The following is a 21497-nucleotide window of genomic DNA, read 5'->3' as shown; positions in this document are numbered from 1 at the left end:
GCTCCAAAAGCGGTGGTGATTTCAACTAACATATATTATTTAATAGAATATTTACCGAATCCGTCTGTACCTTCGCCAACATATTTGATGTTGCCATCAGCAGGAATTACTTTTTCTGCTTGTTTAGAAGATTCGAATACGATTGTTGCTTTTGCTGGAAGTGCTGCGAATTTCCAGTTGCCGTCAGCAGATGGATCGATTGTTTTCTCTGCAAGAATGTAGTCGATAATTGTTTGACGGTTTTCATCTGGATAGATTTCGATTGCTGTTGCATTACGCACTCCTGGGAATGTTCCATTCGCACGGTAGTTATTTGTTGCTACGATGAATTCTTGTTTTAAATCGATTGGTTTGCCATCGTATTGAAGGTTCGTGATACGTGATGATTTTTCATTTACTAGATTTCCGTCAGCATCGTATTTTGCTGGTTGGGTAACATCGATTTCATATGTTACTCCGTCGATTACGTCATAATTATATGAGCGGAAGTCTGCATTGATTAGTTGTTGTTCGCCAGTTTTCGTTGCGTCGATTTGATTGAATTGCCCTGCAGACATTTCTAACCATTCTTTTATGTCAGCTCCCGTAACTTTTACAGTTGCCACAGTGTTATCGTATAAATATAGATCTGCTACGTTTTTAATAGCTAACTCGCCTTTTGGTACATATGTGTAATACTCAGGGTCGCTTCTTGTTCCAGCTTTAAATGGAGCACCTGCGGAAAGAACCGGAAGTTTTTCATTTGCCGTACCTTTTAGTTTTGCTTTTACGTACTCAGTTTGTGCATTTGTTACGATTTGGATAGATGGGTCATCTTGTACTTGTGAGAAATAGCTATGGATGTCGGCTGTTGTTGTACCAACTGCTTGACGTACATATTCGATAGTTCCCTCATGTGCTTGTTTTACAGCATCTACAATGGTTTTGTCTACATCCGTTGCATCTTTTGCAATTGCACGAACCTCTGCTTTAGATTGTTTTACTTCCCACTCGTTCCCTTTTTTGACTAAATCTAAATCGATTACCCCTAAATGGCTACCAAATTTACCTGGCATAACAACTGGAACACCGTTCATAGTACCGTTTTCCACGTCTACATTTGCAAGCGAAGCATCCACTTTTCCAGGGAATACTTGGTGCGCATGACCAGTAATAATCGCATCTATATCTTTAACCTTTGTTAGTAAATACGTTACATCCTCTTCGCCAACCTCATGCTTCATATCGCCAAGTCCAGAGTGGGAAAGGACTACAATTACATCTGCTCCAGCTTTTTTCATTTCTGGCACGATAGCCTCTACTGCTTGTACAGAATCGTCGACCTTCACTTTTCCTTCTAAATGAGACTTGTCCCATTTAAGAATAGCTGGTGGAACAATACCTGTTACCCCTACTTGAATAGTAGATTTCTGCCCTTTGGAATCAACCACTTCTTTTTCGATTAAAACATATGGGTTATAAGCTAATTTACCAGTAGCAGCATCACGAATATTCGCATTCACATAAGGGAAGTTTGCATCATCTGTCACTTCATCCAAATAATCCAAACCATAGTTAAATTCATGATTTCCGAATGTAGCACCATCATACTTAAGCAGTTCCATTGCTGTCACAGACGGATGTTCTTCCCCATCTTCTAACTTGTCCACTGCCTGCTTATAAGAACCAAGTGGTGTACCTTGTATCGCATCACCATTGTCAAATAGTAAAGTATTACTATTTTCTGAACGTGCATTTTTAATAAGTGTAGCTGTTTTTGCAAGTCCTAAGCTATTAGACTCTGTATCTTTGTAATAGTCATAGTTCACGATATTCGTATGAATGTCAGAAGTACCTAGGATTCTTAAAGAAACAGTTGAAGTTGAATTTTTATATTCCTTCAAGAAGCGTTTTAAAATATTATTCATCTCATGTTTACTTACGATATTTGAAGGCTTTACAGTTTTATCAGGGTATCCATTTAAGAAACCTAATCCTACCGCTTTCGCAATTTCACTACGACTAGATGTGCGAATTTTATTTTTATCTGTAAATTTGTTTAGTAATTCCTCTGAGTAAGCTTTATCAGTCTCAATAGCTCTTGTCGCAATGATAAATGCATGCTCACGAGAAAGTTTTTCATCTGGAGCAAAAACAGTAGCTGACTTCCCAGTAATAAGTTTTAACTCAAGCGCTTTTTCAATATAAGGCTTTAATGATTCTGGAACATCATTAAACTTTACAGATTTACCAGTACCTAACTCAATACCCATTGCATCGATCATTGTTTTTACATACTCACCACGAGTGACATCTGGACTTTTTGCCGCAGAAGCATGGTCAACACTTGCAAATCCACCAACTGTAAGCGATAAAGCAAGCGCCGATGCTGAAACTTTTTTCCACATAAACTAAATTCCTTCTTTCTCATCTTGGAATATAAAACCAATACAATTGTAGCAAAAATAAAGGCGAATAGTGTAACAAATTTGTAAATTTTGAAAACAGTCAATGCGTTAATAGGGAAAAGTACTTTCTTAATCCTCGTTAGATAGGGTTTTGTGTTGGTTGGATGAGGTTTTGTGTTGGTTAGCGAAGTTTTAGTGTTGGGTGTAGAATATGTGTTGGTTTGCTGAGTTTATGTGGTTGTTAGATAGGGCTATGTGGTAGTTAGCAAGTTTTTTGTGGTGGGTGTAGAATTATGTAATGGTTTGCTGAGTTTATGTGATTGTTAAATAGGGTTATGTGGTAGTTAGCAAGTTTTAGGAGAGAAAAAACCGATTCCCTCAAAAGGAAATCGGTTCAATAATTCAAGCTATTCTACAATGTATGATGAAGCGATATATCCATTCACACTTTTTCCGTTTACTACTGTTTGGACGGGGTACCAAACAAAATGATTAGTGGAGCTTTTGTTTTCATCAAATACTGGTGAACCTATGATAGTGACTACAGCCCCTTTACTAGTCGCGGTAAGTGGCGACTGAGTACTAGCTGATTTACGAAGACCTGATCCATTATATTTTACTTTATCTCCATTTCCATATCCTTCAGTAGTTGGTGTGCTTGACGTCAACGGAAATGACTTTTTATTAAATTTAATAGAGTTATTTGTTTCTTCTCCGTAAGTGAAATCCTCTTTGTTAAAGTCTAGCAAGTCAATATTAGTTTCTAGTAATCCATTTTTCACTATTGCTTGGTATACTCGCTCTTGGTATGCGTTCGCATTTCTTTCACCAGTTGCCTGATATACCGGGCTATTGACGGCTTTTGTACCATTATAGGCCATTATAGCAAAATACCAACTCTCTAAGTCTTGTGGGCTAGCATTTTCGATTTTCGGTAAATCACTTCTCTTATAGTTTTTCCCAAGTATATCGATTGCAGTTTCAATATTATACTCCAAATCATATTTTATACGCTCCAAGTCGTATCCTGCAGTATTCGTGATTTGCATCACTCCAATACCGCCGTCGCTACTAATAATTGGCTCACCATTTGGTAGGAAATGAACCCATCCATTACTTTCTACGGAAGCCACTGCCTTTACAATCTCCGCCGGAATTGGCACGTCAGCATTTCTAGCTGCGGTTGTTAGCAGGCAGTTCATCGTTTGACGATCTGGGTTTGATCTAGAATCCTGTTTGTATCCACATGCCTCCACTGTCAAACGTAAATCATCATTCAAAGCTCTTGCCAAAAATCCAGCAAAATGTGCACGAGTCACGGAATCGTTCGGTCTAAATTCGCCATTTTCATAACCGCTCACAACTCCAAATGCAGTTGCTTTTCGAATATCCGAATATGCGGATGAATTCAGTGGAACATCCGCAAATGGAAGAGCTTCATCCTTCATCTTAAATGCTCGCGCTATAAAACTTGCCATTTGCCCTCTCGTTACAATATTATTTGGTTTAAAAGTTCCATCAGGATAACCATTAATAATTCCCGCATCAGCTGCAGATTGAATAGCACCAGATGCATGGTGATCAGCACCCACATCTGTAAAAATAGTTTTTTTGCCAGTTAGATCGAAGTCCATAGCCCGAGCTACCATTAATGCTGCTTGGCTTCTCGTTACAAAATTACTTGGCATATATTGATCTGCTTCTACACCATTCACAATTCCTTCGTCATGTAAATAATTGATATGCTCATAGAATGGATGACTTGTCTTAACATCCTGAAAACCCGCTGCTTGAGCAATAGATGAAAAGCTTAACCCGAATGCTAATAAAAAACTTAAACTCAACATTAGTTTCTTCATTTACTTCCCCTCCTTATCTCTTTAGTTTACTACTCATATTATTAACAACGTACTGCAACGTAAAAGGTTACGAAAGAAAACCACATAACCCCAAAAAATAGGCTAGTAGATATACAAACCAAATCTTTGTATCCACTAGCTATAATTTTTATTTTGTGTTAAATCGCATCAAGTATCTGTTTCCATTCTGGATTTGTATGTCTAATAGATATTCTGTATTCATTTGATAGTTTTTAGTTGGAGATACAATGATTTTTTTATTTTTTAAATCTGGTTTCAGTTGAATGGGGATTTCATAGTTTTCTGTGTATAGTTTAACAGCAACTGTTGAGTCGTCAGAGAATACTTGGTCGAACAAAATGGTCCATGTTTTATCTAAAGGGACATTGGTATGTTCGGGTAAATTAATATAATTGCTTGAACTAAATGCGCTAGAAATAAATGAATGTTTTTCAAAGTTAGAGACGTTTAGGATGCCTTCTCCAAATAGCGGATCCCAGTTTACAGCGCCTTTATCGTCGACATATGTTTTTAACAGTTTTTCTATTTCTTCTATGGTTCTAGTAGGATCATCCACGAGAAACATAGCTGCTACTCCACTTACGCAAGGAGCTGCCATGGATGTACCGTGTAAGGCTGCATACTTTTCTCCAGGGATACTTGAAAGTATTCCGACACCTGGTGCTGATACGTCGATGGACCCGCCAATGTTACTAAAGCTAGCTATATTATCGGATTGATCAGTTGCGGAAACAACCAACACTTTTTCTTCTGAGGCAGGATAATAGTTTGCAGTATCATCACTTTTATTGCCAGAGGCTACGACCATAAGCACATTGTGAGAAAGTGCATAGTCAATTGCCTCTGCTAAATGCTCGGAATATTCATTTCCTTGGAAGCTCATATTCACAATGGATGCACCATTATCCACTGCGTAACGTATACCTTTAGCAATATTCGAATCATAGCCATTGCCAGATTCATTTAGCGCACGAATTGGCATGATTTTGACGCTTGCTGTAGTTGATTCGGCTATTATGCCAGCTATATGCGTGCCATGAAAATGCTCATCCATTGGATCCGAGTCATTATCTACAAAATCATAACCAGCGATCATTCTCTCCTTCAGGAAGGAATGGGTATAATCCACACCTGTATCGATAACTGCAACGATCACATCTTCGCCTGTCGTAGTAAACTGCGATTTCATCCTGTCTGTTCCGACCCTAGTTGCCCCCCACGATTTGGTATACTCCGCTGTTTTGACCATCCCGATAGTGCGAATATAGTCTGGCTGTAGCACGTTCATCTGATCTTTCGATGATGCAGATATCGTGAAGGATGATTTTGGCTGTACTTCCTCCATAGGAATACTTTCTATCTCTTTATTTCCATCTTTATCAGTTATTTCGACTATTACTCTATCTGTTTCTGCTGATTCTCCTGAACTACTAAGAACTATACTAGGAAAAAAGAAAACGATACCAAACGAACACCCCAACAACATTTTAAACAATAAACTACCCCTCATTTTCTCCCCACCTTACCTACTATACTTTTACAATCAAGTACCCCTTAAGTAAAATATGTAAACTAGGAAATGTCGATTACTGTCAATAAGATAAAAAAACCTACAAACCTAATTGGTTTGTAGGTGGAAAGACTATCTTTTTGAGGCTTCATTTGCAACAAATAGGCCAACCTTCGCATTCTCTTTCCAAATACGATCCCATCTACTTAATGGGACAGGGTTTTCGCCTGCATATGGGGAAATTTCAAGGACAATCCCTGGCATTCCTGTTTCTTGGATAAAGTAATCTCCAGAGGCCCCAGAACCAGGAAGGTATTGTGGAGGCATGACCTTATATCCCGTAATTTGAGATAATTGATTGGCCAAGCCTTTATCTCTATTAAGCTCTGCCGTTTTTTGATAATTAAACCAGTACATAATTTGACCAGATGAATGATAGGAGATATTCGTTTTAAATGGTCGACTTGTCATAAAATTCCCTAAAGCCTGTGCTTCTGGCTCACTAAATGCACTTGGACCTCTATATTGCATATAAGAAGGACCAGGGCGAGAATTGTTTATTTTGGACCATCTCGAATCAAAGTTATCATTCAAATCGACACCATGTATATTGGACTTCCAGCGATTAAAATTACTACTTCCATTAATAGCAAGGACGCTAGACTTGTTCGCTACAGCATTTGCTCCTAATTGAACAAGCGTGACGCCGTCAGGGTTTACCATTGGCACAAACCAGATGGCAGTCTTATCCAAAACAGATTTAACATTGTAGCCCTCGTAAGAACTTCCTGCAGCATAGTGTGCACTATATGTGTCAATCATTTCGAGCAGGACATTTGTCGTCATATGCTCTCTTGCATGAACGGAACCATCAAATAATACTTCCTTTTTCCCATTTCCGACCCGGATTGCATAAATAGGTCGATTTTCTACGGAGGAACCTATTTGTTTTAATTCAGTGAAGCTTGGATATTTTGCTGCTATCTGCTGTAAATAAGTCGTCATTTGCTTATGGGTAATAACTTGTTTAGGGTTTACTATATTGTGAGTGTTTGGTGCTGGTGCTCCCTTTGAAAGAAAGCTTGCGACAACATATCCTTGCATATCATCCGCTGTCACATAAGCCCAGCCAGCTAACTCCGAATGTACTACGACAGCCTTTCCATTCGAAAGTACACCAACACTTGCACCACTCGTACTCGCAATATTTTTCACGACCACTCCACTTTTTGATGCTACTGTTGCTGAATACGTAGCAGGCTTCCCAATGAAGTTAGAGGCAACATAACCAGTAATATTGCCATACTGAACGAATGACCACCCGTTTTCAGCAGAAAATTCTTCAATAATCATTTTATATTTTAGTGTTGCAAGATTCTTACTCGCTGGACTTGCAGATTCTCGGACTATAACGCCACCTATAGAGCTTGCTATTTTAATCGTCCCTGTAGCTTTTTTCAAATAACTTACTGGTGCGTAACCACTTATTCCATCCACTTGAATATGGGCCCAACCGTTATCAATTGAAAATACTGTTCCATAAGTACCGTAGGTCATCTGTTGTAGCGATGCAGATTCAGTAGATGGAGCTTCCATTAGGAGTACTCCTGATGCACTATTTACGGTATATACTTCTCTAAAAGCGGAAGCTTCAGTTATATTTGTATAACTACTCCAGATCAAGAGCATGATGAAAAATGCTCCGAGTAACTTTAGTGATTTTTTCATCGTTTCCCCCATTTCTTTATGTACTTCTTTAAGTGTACAGTCGAATACTAGCGAATAATAGTTACCTTATTACTATAATTTGCTAGATACAAGACCTTTTTTTATGGCTTAGTTTACTACGAAATATATTTTGAGGTACAATACACTTTATGGAGGTTTTGAGATGCGCAATGAGTTAATGAAATTTATAATTGTCGGCGTTTTAAATACCCTTCATTATTATGGTTGGTATTTACTATTTTCTCAGGTAATAGATTGGCACTTTTTGCCGTCCCACTGGATAGCTTTTGTCATAAGTATGATCGGATCATTTTATTTGAACTCCTATTTTACATATAATACAAAACCAACATGGCGAAAGTTCTTTCAATTTCCTTTGACATATGTCGTTCAAATAATTATATCGACAATCGTATTATATATACTTTCTACATATTTGGGAGTGGATGATCGAATCGGGGCTCTTATTGCTTCTGTAGTTACCATCCCATTTACATTTTTTCTATCCCGAAAAATATTAAAAAGATGATTCACGCTTATTCAGCCGAATCATCTTTTTTTATAGTGGAAACATATTCATCTACAAAATACACCGGTCGTCCTTTCGTTTCATAGAAAACCTTCCCTAAATATTCTCCAATAATCCCTAATGACAAAAGCTGAATACCGCCTAAAAAAAGGATTACCGCCATAAGGGATGGATAACCAGGTACTGGGTCACCGAATAATAACGCCCGAATAACAACAATAACTACAAAGAAAAAGGCAACTACAGAAATTATTACACCAAAGAGAGAAGAGAAGCGAAGTGGCGCAATTGTAGAAGATGTAATTCCATCGATAGCCAGATTAAAAAGTTTTCCATAATTCCACTTCGTTTCCCCTGCTGCACGCGGATCACGGTCAAATAGAATTTCCTTCTTATTAAAGCCTATCCAGCTATACATACCTTTTGTGTACCGCTGTCCTTCACGTAATTGTTGCAAAGCATCAATACAACGACGATCCAACAAACGAAAATCGCCTGTGTCGCGCTGCACCGGAATATTCGAAAGAGTTTCAAGTATTTTATAATACCGCGAAGATGACCATTTTTTAAACCAAGATTCCCCTGCTCTACTGCGACGCTTTGCATATACATCATCATAGCCTTGCTCCCAATAACCAATCATTTCAGGAATGAGCTCTGGAGGGTCTTGTAGATCTGCGTCAATTATGATCACTGCTTGTCCTTTAGTATGATCAAATCCAGCAAGCATCGCCACTTCTTTTCCGAAATTCCGTGAAAGGTTCACATAAGAAATATCGGTTCTATGTTTGACCAATTGTTTTAACAAAAATAGCGTATTATCCGTACTTCCATCGTTAACGAATAAATACTCAAATTGATAATTCGGCAGATCGCTTGTCACTGCATCTAATCGATTGATCAATGTATGTAAAACCTGTTCCTCATTATATGCTGGTATTAAGATTGAGATTATTTTCATATTTATCACCTAGTGACCATTATACCGTCTGAATGCAATTAAGGCACTTAAATTTGTTTGTGCTTAAGTAAATCACTGATCAAAAATGCTCTACACTATATTAAGTGCAGAGCATCTACTACTGTGTAATCGGTTCCAATTTGATAGCATTTGGAGCTGGAGCTGTTTTCTTTGTCCTCCCCACAATATACTGTCCAAAAGGCAGCAGAGAGATTAGTTTTATAATAATCATTGTTAGAAGTAAAGAGATAAAAAACAATGCCAAAACTCTTGTACTTGTCTGTTGGAAATAATTTGCCGTTACTGGAGCTAAAAAAATCTGAACTGGCCAGTGTACAAGATAAATTCCAAATGCATAGTTATTGACTAATGTGATTAATTTGAAACGAGGAATAGCTTGTCCCCAAGCGAGCAAAGCACAGGTAACCGATATAACAAATGGAAACAGATCGAATCTAAGGGATTGGACTACTGTATTTCCAGCTTCATAGGAAAGAAAAACTAATGATAAGGCAACGGCGACATATAATAGGGTTGCCCATCTATGCTTATAAAGTTTTTGCGAAATTACCGTATAGTGTTTTCCAACAATATAACCAAATGCAAAATATCCAAACCATGCAAGAAACGGTAATTTCAGCATATGGTTAAAAACAGGGAATAAATCCGGATTCTTATTCACCCAGGTTAAGTACCACAGCATGATTAAAATACTTCCTGGAATCAACCAAGCTATAGAAACTTTGTACTTTGTAACGAGGTAATGTAAAAAATAAAACTGGAAAATAACAAGGATAAACCATCCTTCAAAGGCGCCTGTTACAATATTTCGAAGTATTTTATCCACAATATCAGTACCCGGATACAGGTAAGGCGACACAATTACCCCATCTATAATAGCGAACGAGACAAATGGTAAAAAAATAAACTTAAGTCTACTTCCCCAGAAGTTTCTTGGCAATCTGTCCGGATAACGATTTGCTAATATAATTACCGACAAAATGATGAATGTCGGCGTTGCATAGCATAGAAGTATACGAAATAAATGATAATACTCAATTTCTGGGTACGAAACATGCGATGCTGTCCAGGTCGTACTATGTAGAAAAACAATACATAAACATGTAACAGCACGTAAAAAATTCCATTCTTTTATCATAGGGATCTCCTTAAAAAAAGCACTATACAAATGGTAAATTAATAAGATAGGAAAGTCAAAGAAAGATTCGAATTCAAGGTATTATATAAAAATAATTCTTTTGACTTACTTATAAATACCCATAGCAAAGTGCATATATACGCTTAACCAATATATAAGTTCTTTTGTCTGCCACATAAATCAGTATAACCACATAATGGTAAATCTAATTGAACTTACGAAGACCATTAATCCAAGAAGGATTAAATCTTTATTTGTCGAACTTATTGTATTAAAGCAAAATTTTAGTAGCATTAAGTATTAAAGCTTAGGAGCGCTTAAAATGTCAATAAAAGGTCTTAACCATTTTTTATTTTCAGTTTCTAATTTGGAAAAATCTATTCATTTTTATCAAAAAGTATTTGATGCTAAGTTATTGGTAAAAGGTAAAAGCACTGCCTACTTAGATTTAAACGGTATGTGGCTTGCTCTTAATGTAGAGAATGACATACCCCGCGATGAAATAACTCAGTCATATACACATATTGCCTTTTCAATTGAAGAAGCAGAATTTGATAACATGTATAACAAACTAGAAGAATTAAATGTAAACATATTACCCGGTCGTCTCAGAGATGAAAGAGATATGAAATCTATTTACTTTACTGATCCAGATGGTCATAAATTTGAATTTCATACCGGTACTTTACAAGATAGATTAGATTACTATAAACAGGACTTAAAGCATTTGGAGTTTTTCTATTAAAAAACATGGAGAAAACAATGGATTACATACAAACAATTCGTAAGTTGATTGGGAATGAGATGCTAATGACTATAGGTTGTGGCATTATTATTGAACATGAAAATCAGATTTTACTACAGCATCGGACTGATCATGATGTGTGGGGTATTCCAGGTGGTGTTATGGAGCCTGGTGAAACGTTTCTTGAAACGGCTATGCGAGAGACATTAGAGGAAACAGGATTAACAGTGGAACGATTGCAGTTGTTTGGTCTTTATTCCGGTGAACAAGGTTTTTCCGAATATCAGAACGGCGATAGAGTTTTTAGTGTACAGATAATATTCCATTCTAATTGTTTTTCAGGGGAATTACTTCATAAAACGGAAGAAAGTCACGAACATCGATTCTTTTCCCGTAATAACCTACCTCATTTGAACTCGCATCAAGAACGATTCATTCAAGATTGGGTAAACAAGGTGAACGTGCCAGTTGTAAAATAATAGCACGGAGTCCATTCTCAAAAAAGTAGGAGGTTCAAAATGCAATTTTATAATTTTGGTAAAAATAATGGAAAAACGGTTTCAAAATTTAATTCAGATTTTATAATGTCTAGGATTATTCAAACTGACAAGGAAACTCATATAGGCTGTATGCACTTAGATGAAAATGGTGTCATTGGTTATCATCAAGCAGTAACGCCTCAGCTTCTCTTGATTATGAATGGTGAAGGATATGTTAGAGGTGAAAAAGAGGAATACTTCAAAGTTCAGTCGGGAGATGCTATCTTTTGGGAGAAAGATGAATGGCATGAAACTAAAACAGATATAGGTTTAACAGCCATTGTTATTGAAAGCGAAGTATTAAATCCATCTTTATTCATGCCTATAAAAAAATAGACGCCGTATAACTATAAACTATACAACCGAAAAAGGAACCATTGTGAACAATCTTTGTTCAAAATGGTTTCTTTTTCGGTAGCAATTATCAGTCTTCAACTAAAGCTGTTTGGAAATTCATCATGTATCGTTCCCCACCAGCAACTCGTATGTCGAGCAGATAGGAAGAATTTGCTTCAAAATTAGCTTCAGGTGTCACCATTAACTTATCTGTACCTCTTGTAAAAGAGACCTTAATCGGGACTTCTTTTTCATCGGAATACATAAAGACAGAGATGATTTTAGTATCCGTGAGAATACGATTAAAGTTGATGGTCCATTTTTTATCAAGTGGGACGTTTGTAGATTTTGGTAACGCTATGTAATCAGCTGATGCCAGTTTTTGCTGAATAATGGAGTACTTTTGATAGGATGATACATTTACAATACCTTCACCGTAAAGTGAATCCCAGTTTTTTGCACCTTTATCATCCGCATAACGTTTGAGTAAATCTTCTATTTCCCGAATGGTTCTAGTTGGATCATCTAATTTTAGCATGGAGGCAACGGCACTAATATGGGGCGCAGCCATTGATGTGCCATCCATAAGGGCATATTTTCCTCCAGGTATGCTGGAAAGAATGCTTACACCAGGTGCTGCAATGTCAATCGATGCTCCTGTATTACTAAAATCTGCTACCTGATCATTTTGATCGGTTGCTGATACGACAATTACTCTTTGTTCAGAGGCAGGATAAAACTTTTCGGTATCCATCCCTTTATTCCCGGAGGCAACTACTATAAGAACATCATGCTGAATCGCATATTCAATGGCATTTGCCAAATAAGTGCTATAGTTTTCTCCTGCTAAACTCATATTAATAACAGAGGCACCGTTATCTACCGCATAATGAATTCCTTTTGCAATATTCGTATCATACCCATTCCCATCAGCATCCAGGGAACGTATAGGAAGTACTTTCACATGCTGTGGCGTCGATTGTACAATAATACCTGCGACATGCGTGCCGTGCATATGCTTATCCATTGGGTCACTGTCATTATCTACAAAGTCGTATCCCTCTATCACTCTATCAGCAAGCAAAGGATGCGTATTATCTACTCCCGTATCAATAATAGCAACAATTACATCATTTTTTTTCGATATTAACTGCTCCATCATCTGCTCCACACCAATTCGCTTTGCAGACCAAGTAGGATTCATCGCTATATTGGAATTCACAACACCAATGGAACGAATATAATCGGGTTCTAACACTTCAACCTGTTGAACATCTTCAATCTTATCTAACTCATCCCAAGTTAAACTCTCAAACTCTTCTTGCCCATCCTCATTTAAAACCTCAACTATTACTCTATCAGTCCCAGATGATTTCTCGTCAGTTCCAGTTTGCGCATAGGAAATATTAGGCAACAAAAGCACTAACACAAATAACACTACGGGATATATGAAATATTTCATCAAACATGACTCTCCAATCTTACAAGCACCTATCCATACTTGTTTCCTATATATAGTGGCTAGAAGGTATGATTATTTTTAGTAATATTCACTAGTCAAAAATCAACTAGCTCATAATTCCAACTTTCCTTTTACCTACTCTTATTTTCCTGGTATACGATTATAAACTCCTGTCCGCAACAATGCCTGCTTTAAAGAACTAAAAGTAGAAATATTGCCAAAATCCACTCCTAATTGGATGGAAGTCTGAGCCACTTCAGGGCGGATGCCAGATAAGGAAGTTTTGATGCCTAGCAATTGAAGTACATCTATTAGATGGAACATTTCATTTGCTACCATTGTATCCATAACCGAAACAGCCGAAATATCTATGAAAAGTTTATCTATACCAATTTCTACACATTTATAGGGCACACATTCCAATAATAATCTTGCCCGTTCCGTATCTATAACTCCAATAACCGGTAATACTCCAACACCATCCAAAATTGGTATCACTGGAATGCTCAATTCATTTATCAAAGATTGTTGGGCATTCAATCTATTGTTGGCTAGTTCATAATATCTTGACGAGAAGCTATGAATAAGCTGATCAAATGCTGTATTAAATAATCGACTCCATTTTAGTATAAGAGTACATGACAACTCATCAAGGCGATCATTTGCAAAGTACTCCACATAAAGCCATATCGTTTCACGAGTTTTATTTAATGCCTGTATTACATCATGAATCGGTGTATTATGTTCAATTCTACTTTTAGGTACTGTATCTGTCCACAATAGAAGCTGTTCCTGAAAGCCAGTTTCTTTCTCCAAAAAAGCATAAGCCACAGTCCTAATAGTCAAAGCATGCTGCTCCATTAAAACTTGATCTATATTGGGATTTGGATTATTGGAATAAAAAGAGCCATTAAAATCACGTTTTGCGGCAAACCATTGGCTCGTAATATTACTAGTGTTTTCTATTAGGTATTCATAAAGGTCTTGATCAATCGATGCCATTTTTTCTCCTACTTTCCCTGTAAACGTCTCCTTCTTTTTATTATAAACGTTCCAATTGAAATGAACTACTTTTTGTCCACTTTTTGTCCCTGTGTAGGAAACTATTCTGACACTTCTTTCAAAATTGAACTTTGGTTATCTATTCGCTCTTTAAAGATGGATTATAGTTAATATTTCGATTCTTTTAGAATTGTTTGCTGCACAGGGACCATATTGCAAAAACTGCAGTATTCAGCATTCGTTTTCTCCAATGGGTGGGGGAGATACTCCTTCAGTATGTCTACTTTAAGAAACCTTGGGGCTTTTTTACTTTCATCGAAATAAAATGGATAGGAGCTATATGGATACCATTCAAGACGATTAACTAAGGGCTGCTTGGTGTTTATAGGGTTGCGGTGTATGTATTTACTAACAGCTAGTAACCCCGGATACGACTTCACCTCTTTTGAAAAGTATCTACGCTGGTAAATTCGTCCGACATGATTATACCTTTTGGAAAAGGATGCGGTGTATCTTCGGTTGATGTGTCCCATAATTTTACCTAATGGCACACTTTCTGTCTTCATCAATAAATGGTAATGGTTTGTCATAAAACAGTAGGCTAGTAGATGAAAGGGATAACGATCGTGGGCATGTTGGAAGATTCTCATGAGCTCCAACATATCTCGGTGTGTACCGAAAATAGGTTGTCGATTATTACCACGCATGATGACATGGTAATACGAATCCGGATTTAAGTTTCTTTTTCTTGTCAATTTTATACCTCGCTATTCTTAAATTTATACAATCATGGGATGATAGAAAGAGATGTTAGTTTCAGGGAGTTTAAACTTCGAAGAGGTCAAATCATTGAGATGTTCACATATAAGTGTAATGAAAGAAAATACAAATGTCTACAGTTTTCTGAATATTTCGGTACACAGGGACAACAAAAATACCCTTCCCTACTCATTCGCAGGAGAGAGTATTAGTTTTAGTTAAATATCAGAATTGTTTGTTACACAGGGCACATGACAACGAATTTCTAATTTCCTCCACCGAAAGTCCACTTGCCTCCAACAACTCCTCATCCGTCCCACAACCCAAAAACCTATCGGGGACTCCGATTCTATAGACTTTCTTAGGTAATTCTTCCGATAATATTTCCGAAACAATACTTCCTAGACCACCACGTATGTAATGCTCTTCTACTGTTACTACAAGACCAACTTTTCTTGCACCTTCCAATAGTAATTCTTTGTCAAATGGCTTAAGGGTTGGAAAGTGCAGGTGCGCGATTGATACGCCTTCCATTTGTTTTATAACCTCGGAAACACGATAGGTCGTACTTCCGGTAGTTACCATTAACACGTCCGTACCTTCCGTCAGCGTTCTACCCTTTCCAATTTCAAACTCAACATCAGGCAAAAAATAAGGAATCGTTTCATCTCTAGTTAGTCTTAAATACATAGGTCCAGCTGTTTGATGCATAGCTTTCATAGCAGCGACAGTTTCACCTGGATCCGCAGGGGCAATGACAGTCATATTTGGAATCGTCGTCATGATGGCTATATCATCTAGAGAGTGATGCGTTTTACCAGTGTTGCTTGTCAGCAAACCACTATAACTTCCGACTAGCTTCACATCGAAGTTGGTCTGGGCAACACTGACGACAATTTGGTCTAATGCTCTTTTCGTTAAAAAAGTGGCAAAGCTACATACCCAAGGCTGAAATCCGACTGAAGCTAAGCCTGCTGCCACGCCTACCATATTTTGTTCAGCAATTCCCATTTGTAAAAAGGAATCGACTGTTTCTTTCTCTATCGAATCCAGATGGGTCGAGTTTCCAAGGTCTCCATCTAAAGCAAGAACTCTGAAATCTTCTTTTGCTATTAGCGCCAAGTGCTTTCCGAATTGGTCACGTACACTTATCGACATGCTGTTTAAATTCCCCCCTCTAGTTCGGTTAAAGCCATAAGATACTCCTCGTCATTGGGGGCTTTCGAATGCCAGACATAATTATCTTCCATAAAACGAACACCCTTACCTTTTGTCGTATTTGCAATTACCGCTTTAGGGCGTCCATCCTTCCTACCCTTCACTTCCGTCAGCACGGCTATTAAATCCTCCATACAATGTCCATCTACTTCCCATGTTTCAAATCCAAAACTTTCAAACTTTCTTTTTCCATAACGCTCTGGATTCATTCTTTTAATGCCATTTTTCCACCCATATTGCTGCAGACCGTTTTGATCCATAATAACTATCAAGTTATCTAACTTATATTTTTCAGCTATATTTGCTGCTTCCCAAATTTGTCCCTCCTGAGATTCCCCATCTCCTATCAAACAATAGACATGGAAATCCTTGTTCAATCTTTTCGCACCAATAGCCATACCAACCGCTGCTGATAATCCTTGTCCTAAAGATCCAGTAGACATATCTAATGCATCCAACTTGGTCATATCCGGATGCGCCTGTAGTCGCGATTCATATTGATCAAAGGTTTTAAGCTCTTCTTCAGAAATGTATCCCCTCAGAGCTAGTGTTGCATAGAGCCCCAATGCCGTATGACCCTTAGATAGCACAAATCGATCCCTATCCTCCCATTTTGGATTAGATGGATCAATAGATAATTGATGAAAAAATAAACTAACTAAAATATCCGCACATGATAAGGAACCACCAACATGCCCCTGTTTTTTATAATAGGCAGTAGATAGTATCCTTTTTCTCAGTACGGTAGCTGTCAGTTTTAGTTGTTCAATTGATTGTTTCAATGAAGTACCTCTTTTCATTAAAATTAAAATTAGGTAACCCTCTCCTCATCTCGAAAGAAGGCTACCTAAAAGTTTTTAGCTAAACAGACTTGCAATAAATCCAATAATAATTCCGATTACACCAAAGTCTGAATCACCAAATGTTGTATTTGCAAAACCCAGTTCTCCTAAAACAGGTAGTAAAAATGCTGGCAAAAAGCTTATCAAAACACCATTTACAAATCCTCCAGCAGCAGCACCAATTCGACCTCCTGTTGCATTGCCAAACACTCCCGCTCCAGCTCCAGTAAAAAAGTGAGGAACAAGACCCGGGATAATCAGTGGCAATGACAAGACACCTAACAACGCCATACTAATAAGCCCTCCAGCAAAACTAAAAAGGAAACCAATCATTACAGCAGTTGGTGCAAAAGGAAAAACAATCGGTATATCTAGTGCAGGCTTTGCACCGGGAACAAGCTTATCTGCAATTCCTTTAAATGCTGGCACGATTTCATTTAGAATCATACGCACACCGAGTAAAATAATACTTAAACCTGCCGCAAATGTAATACCTTGCATGATGCTGAACATAATATAATTTTGGTCTCCTGAGAAATTAGACACAACATCTGAACCTGCTAAAACAGCTAATATGATAAAAATAGCTATCATGGTTAAAGCAGTAGATATCAATGAATCCTTAAGAAATGCCCATTTCTCAGAAATTTTAATATCCTCTGTAGATTTCGCTTTATTGCCAAACCATTTTCCTATTAAACCAGCTGAAATATAACCAAATGTTCCAAAGTGACCAATCGCAATATCATCATTACCTGTTACCTGTCTCATAAATGGCTGACCAAGTGCTGGCATCAATACCATGAAAAAGCCTAATAGCAAGGAACCGACAATTACTAAAGTAGCCCCTTCCATGCCAGATGTCCCTAGAACGGCAGACAACAAAGCCGCCATGAAGAATGTATGATGCCCAGTTAAAAAGATATATTTCCAAGGTGTAAAACGAGCAAATAAAATATTTGCAACAAATCCAAATCCCATAATAAGTGCTGTTTCCGTACCGAACATTTGTTGAGCAATAGCAACGATTGCTTCATTATTCGGGATGACGCCTTGAATATGGAAGGCTTCTTCAATAATTCCACCTAACGAATCTAACGAACCTACAATGACTCCCGCACCTGCACCTAAAATTAGAAAACCAATAATACTTTTAAGAGTCCCAGACATCACTTTCGTAGTAGCAGCACGTTGAGCAACGAGTCCAATAAATACCATTAAACCAACTAACACAGCAGGAATGCTTAGAATCTCATTCATTAAGAATTCAATAAAAGCCATACCTAATCCCCCTTATGTGTTTAATACTGACTCCAATGCGCCTCTTACTTCATTTGCATCTGCAATATTTTTTACACTAACAACCTTTACCTTCCCTCCTTTCAATTGTTTAGCAAATTCTTCATTGGTGAAAATGATATCTGCATAAATACTCGAAGCTGTAGTAAAATCGGCAGTTTCCACATCCGCTGCTATGCCTTTTTCCTTTAATATTTTTTCGATCGTTATTTTCAACATCATGCTAGATCCAAAACCCATTCCGCAAACCGCTAGTATTTTCATGGCTTATGCTCCTCTTTTTCATGGAATAACTGAAGAATTTCATCATACCCTGTTGCATTTTTTAGTTGCTCCATTGAATCCTTTTTCGAAATCACCTCCGCAATTTTTTGTAATATGTCAATATGTGTTTCATTATTTAAAGCGGCCAAGCCGATTAATACCTTAAATTCCTTACCAGGCTTAAAAGCAACCTCTTCCTTCAAGACAACGACACTAATTCCTTCTTGAATAACCCCATCTTCCGGACGTGCATGAGGCATGGCAACACCGGGTGCTATTAAAATATATGGTCCAAGCTCATGAATATTTCGGATCATTGCATCCACATAAGTCACTGCAACTTTTCCCGTTTGCACAAGTTTTTCTCCGCAAATACGTACTGCATCTTCCCAGTCTTTCGCTGTGACATCCAGCAGTATTGCTTGTTTTTCTAGTATTCTACGATTCAGTGTTTTTTCTCCTTTGTTGCTTTTTGTATTATATGCTTGTTTGAGTTTGAACATGAGAGGAGCCTAGAAATCAACAAAATTCTAGGTGGCTATATGGAAGTGAAGTGGTGGTTGAATTAATATTTAGATCTTGTTTTTAATTGGTGCGCTAATTTAGACCTGGCACTTTAATATAGTTACTAACCAACCTTCACTTGTATGAAAAAAGCATCTGAAAATATCTTCAGACGCCACACTTGTAAATATTTAGTTAGGAGACAATATTTTTGTACACTTCAATGCCAGTGACTAGCCTTTAGTTACATAAACAATAGAAACGCTTAACTTATAGTTCCTATGTACCCTACTTATTTCGATGGTGGATACCATATATATTTAACGAGGTGTGTAGTCTTTGATGTTGTTTTAACAATACATGCTTCGAAGAATTCACAGGTACAGATATTCCATTTGAAAAAAGAACAATTGATTTTCCTTTGCTTACCTCTTCCACATAAAAAGGATGATTGAAAATCCATACACACTCCACATGCCTATAGGACATCGTTGGAAAAGCACCAAAATTATTCGGTTCTATTAGTAGTGGTGTTTTCATCAAATAATTCATTAACTTTCTCATTGCCTTCAAACGTCCTTCTAACGTAGATGCAAATCGATTACACGCATCTTCAAGTAAGTTCAATGTACTCTCTTCTGAATAATAAGTTCCATGGGTCGTCACGATTCGTGTTTTTACCTTATCTTTAAAAACGGGTTCAAGCATTAATGTTTGGTTATCAATCAATTCAGAATTACGTTTAATATCCTTCATAACATTTCCCCCTTTTTTGTCTCCTCCCTATAAGTCTATCCTATCAAATCACAACATAACTTACTAGTCTAAATATACTAAAAATATTCAATATTTTAATAATAATCCCTAAATACTCCTTTTATTATATTTTATTTAGAATTTGGTCCTATAATAGAAAAATATTTCCTGTCCCTTTGTATATAAAAAGAGGCACCAGATTCTGAAACAATTCTAAATTGTTCCTGAACCTGACACCTGAAAACTAGGCTTGGTTGCTCATCTCTGTACCACTCACTTTTGATTTATCCAATTGTAATGACACCTAATATAATTGCAGCAATTGTCATAACGGTTACGGTACCAAAAGCCCATTTCACCGCAAATCTCTGTAATTCTCCAAATTCAGTACCAACTAAGCCGATTAATAAATGAGCTGCCGCAACTAAAGGACTTAATACGTGAATTGGTTGACCCATCAACGAAGCACGCCCTATTTCCACAGCACTAACCCCATAAGCCTCAGCAGCCTGAGAAATAATTGGAAGCACTCCAAAATAGAACGCATTATTTGACATAAAGAAAGTAAAAGGTGCGCTGATAAATGCTACAATTACGGCTAAATAAGGTCCTAACGCATCAGGAATAATAGCAACTAATGTTTTTGCCATTGCATCAATCATTTCAGTACCACTCATAATACCAGTGAAAATACCGGCTGCAATAACGATCGATACAACAGCTAGCGCATTTTTAGAATGAACTGCAATACGTTCTTGCTGTAATTTCAATTCTGGATAATTGACAAGCAATGCGATTGCAAAAGCAATCATAAATAGAATTGCTAAAGACATAAAATCGATGATTAAACAAGCCATAAGGACAATCGTTAAACCAAGGTTAAACCACACGAGTTTAGGTCGTTTGTAATCTGGAACTTCAACTGTTGCAGCAAGCTCTAGATCCTCCTGGAACTGATTATTCTTAGATTTTTGTAGCGGCTCAAGTTCAATAACCCCCACTCTTTTACGTTCCATTTTCCCCAACATAAATGCAGCGACAAGAACCCAAATAAGACCGATTCCCATAACTGGAATCATTGGGATGAATAGTTCTGAAGATTCAAGCCCTAACGACGCCATTGCCATAGCAGATGCACCGCCCCAAGGTGTCATATTCATAACTCCCATGGAGAGCATTGCTACTGTCGCTAATACTAAGCGGTTCATGCCAAGACGCTTATAAAGAGGCAACAAAGACGAAACAGTAATAATGTATGTAGTCGTTCCATCTCCATCTAACGCAACCATCATAGATAATACAGCTGTCCCCACAACTATCTTCAAAGGGTCCCCTTTAACAATTTGTAATATTTTAGAAATTAAAGGATCAAATAGACCCGTATCAATCATAATTCCAAAGTATAAAATTGCGAATAATATCATAATAGCCGTAAGAGCTACTTTTTCTACGCCCTCTTGCATCATTGGTCCTAACTCAGTTAGGAATCCGCCAAGAATACCAAAGATTATAGGTACGACCATAATAGCAACCAGCGCTGAAAGTCGTTTAGACATGATCAAATACATAAATACTGCAACCATTGAAAATCCTAATAAAGCTAACATACTCTAAATC

Annotated in this window: 20 protein-coding genes; 4 read left to right on the top strand and 16 right to left on the bottom strand. The window is 37.4% G+C overall.

Annotated features, from left to right (window positions below; genetic code table 11):
* Positions 1 to 35 precede the first annotated feature (35 nt).
* From ACN6MX_RS03035 to ACN6MX_RS03020, 4 genes are all read right to left on the bottom strand, one after another.
* Positions 36 to 2387, bottom strand: a complete 2352-nt coding sequence (locus ACN6MX_RS03035; RefSeq protein WP_419961211.1) for a bifunctional 2',3'-cyclic-nucleotide 2'-phosphodiesterase/3'-nucleotidase — start codon at positions 2385 to 2387, stop codon at positions 36 to 38.
* Between the two features lie 407 nt (positions 2388 to 2794).
* The gene (locus ACN6MX_RS03030; protein ID WP_419961210.1) at positions 2795 to 4246 is read right to left on the bottom strand and encodes an S-layer homology domain-containing protein; all 1452 of its coding nucleotides are present in this window, start codon (positions 4244 to 4246) and stop codon (positions 2795 to 2797) included.
* Between the two features lie 148 nt (positions 4247 to 4394).
* Positions 4395 to 5777 carry a S8 family serine peptidase gene (locus tag ACN6MX_RS03025; protein ID WP_419961209.1) on the bottom strand — a complete coding sequence of 461 codons (1383 nt, stop codon included), beginning with the start codon at positions 5775 to 5777 and terminating at the stop codon, positions 4395 to 4397.
* A 132-nt stretch (positions 5778 to 5909) separates the two neighbouring features.
* Positions 5910 to 7505 carry a M14 family zinc carboxypeptidase gene (locus tag ACN6MX_RS03020; protein WP_419961208.1) on the bottom strand — a complete coding sequence of 532 codons (1596 nt, stop codon included), beginning with the start codon at positions 7503 to 7505 and terminating at the stop codon, positions 5910 to 5912.
* Between the two features lie 163 nt (positions 7506 to 7668).
* Here ACN6MX_RS03020 and ACN6MX_RS03015 point away from each other — a divergent pair, with 163 nt between their 5' ends.
* Entirely contained in the window at positions 7669 to 8034 is a 366-nt protein-coding gene (locus tag ACN6MX_RS03015; RefSeq protein WP_419961207.1) for a GtrA family protein, read from the top strand.
* Between the two features lie 7 nt (positions 8035 to 8041).
* Here ACN6MX_RS03015 and ACN6MX_RS03010 read toward each other — a convergent pair whose 3' ends face one another.
* Both ACN6MX_RS03010 and ACN6MX_RS03005 read right to left on the bottom strand, forming a co-directional pair.
* On the bottom strand, positions 8042 to 8995 hold the full coding sequence (locus ACN6MX_RS03010; protein ID WP_419961206.1) for a glycosyltransferase family 2 protein: 954 nt from the start codon (positions 8993 to 8995) through the stop codon (positions 8042 to 8044).
* 118 nt (positions 8996 to 9113) lie between these two features.
* The gene (locus ACN6MX_RS03005) at positions 9114 to 10154 is read right to left on the bottom strand and encodes an acyltransferase family protein (protein ID WP_419961205.1); all 1041 of its coding nucleotides are present in this window, start codon (positions 10152 to 10154) and stop codon (positions 9114 to 9116) included.
* A gap of 322 nt (positions 10155 to 10476) precedes the next feature.
* Here ACN6MX_RS03005 and fosM point away from each other — a divergent pair, with 322 nt between their 5' ends.
* Genes fosM through ACN6MX_RS02990 form a run of 3 tightly spaced genes read left to right on the top strand, consistent with a single transcriptional unit; the run spans position 10477 to position 11774 of the window.
* The gene (gene fosM, locus ACN6MX_RS03000; protein ID WP_419961204.1) at positions 10477 to 10899 is read left to right on the top strand and encodes a FosM family fosfomycin resistance protein; all 423 of its coding nucleotides are present in this window, start codon (positions 10477 to 10479) and stop codon (positions 10897 to 10899) included.
* A 17-nt stretch (positions 10900 to 10916) separates the two neighbouring features.
* The gene (locus tag ACN6MX_RS02995) at positions 10917 to 11378 is read left to right on the top strand and encodes an NUDIX hydrolase (RefSeq protein ID WP_419961203.1); all 462 of its coding nucleotides are present in this window, start codon (positions 10917 to 10919) and stop codon (positions 11376 to 11378) included.
* 39 nt (positions 11379 to 11417) lie between these two features.
* On the top strand, positions 11418 to 11774 hold the full coding sequence (locus tag ACN6MX_RS02990) for a cupin (protein WP_419961202.1): 357 nt from the start codon (positions 11418 to 11420) through the stop codon (positions 11772 to 11774).
* Positions 11775 to 11862: 88 nt separating this feature from the next.
* On the opposite strand, the gene ACN6MX_RS02985 is transcribed toward ACN6MX_RS02990, so the two are convergent.
* The 10 genes from ACN6MX_RS02985 to ACN6MX_RS02940 form a co-directional block, all read right to left on the bottom strand.
* A complete protein-coding gene (locus tag ACN6MX_RS02985; RefSeq protein ID WP_419961201.1) occupies positions 11863 to 13236 on the bottom strand; it encodes a S8 family serine peptidase in 1374 nt (457 codons plus the stop codon).
* A gap of 141 nt (positions 13237 to 13377) precedes the next feature.
* The gene (locus ACN6MX_RS02980) at positions 13378 to 14238 is read right to left on the bottom strand and encodes an STAS domain-containing protein (RefSeq protein ID WP_419961200.1); all 861 of its coding nucleotides are present in this window, start codon (positions 14236 to 14238) and stop codon (positions 13378 to 13380) included.
* A 167-nt stretch (positions 14239 to 14405) separates the two neighbouring features.
* Positions 14406 to 14993: a transposase gene (locus ACN6MX_RS02975; protein WP_419961199.1), complete on the bottom strand. Its 588-nt coding sequence runs from the start codon at positions 14991 to 14993 to the stop codon at positions 14406 to 14408.
* A 229-nt stretch (positions 14994 to 15222) separates the two neighbouring features.
* Entirely contained in the window at positions 15223 to 16155 is a 933-nt protein-coding gene (locus ACN6MX_RS02970; protein WP_419961198.1) for a transketolase family protein, read from the bottom strand.
* 5 nt (positions 16156 to 16160) lie between these two features.
* On the bottom strand, positions 16161 to 16997 hold the full coding sequence (locus ACN6MX_RS02965) for a transketolase (protein ID WP_419961197.1): 837 nt from the start codon (positions 16995 to 16997) through the stop codon (positions 16161 to 16163).
* A 75-nt stretch (positions 16998 to 17072) separates the two neighbouring features.
* Positions 17073 to 18338, bottom strand: coding sequence for a PTS ascorbate transporter subunit IIC (locus ACN6MX_RS02960; protein WP_419961196.1), 1266 nt, complete (start codon positions 18336 to 18338; stop codon positions 17073 to 17075).
* A gap of 12 nt (positions 18339 to 18350) precedes the next feature.
* Positions 18351 to 18620, bottom strand: a complete 270-nt coding sequence (locus ACN6MX_RS02955; RefSeq protein ID WP_419961195.1) for a PTS sugar transporter subunit IIB — start codon at positions 18618 to 18620, stop codon at positions 18351 to 18353.
* Complete coding sequence (locus ACN6MX_RS02950) at positions 18617 to 19123, bottom strand: PTS sugar transporter subunit IIA (RefSeq protein ID WP_419961194.1); 507 nt, start codon at positions 19121 to 19123, stop codon at positions 18617 to 18619. Before ACN6MX_RS02950 ends, ACN6MX_RS02955 begins: the two co-directional genes overlap by 4 nt.
* Before the next feature lie 289 nt (positions 19124 to 19412).
* The gene (locus ACN6MX_RS02945; protein WP_419961193.1) at positions 19413 to 19880 is read right to left on the bottom strand and encodes a competence protein ComK; all 468 of its coding nucleotides are present in this window, start codon (positions 19878 to 19880) and stop codon (positions 19413 to 19415) included.
* Between the two features lie 284 nt (positions 19881 to 20164).
* Positions 20165 to 21487: a CitMHS family transporter gene (locus tag ACN6MX_RS02940; protein ID WP_419961192.1), complete on the bottom strand. Its 1323-nt coding sequence runs from the start codon at positions 21485 to 21487 to the stop codon at positions 20165 to 20167.
* Positions 21488 to 21497: the final 10 nt, after the last annotated feature.

The sequence above is a fragment of the Psychrobacillus sp. BM2 genome, assembly GCF_048572895.1.
Lineage (GTDB): Bacteria > Bacillota > Bacilli > Bacillales_A > Planococcaceae > Psychrobacillus.
This window is presented reverse-complemented; position numbering and strand designations above follow the sequence as displayed.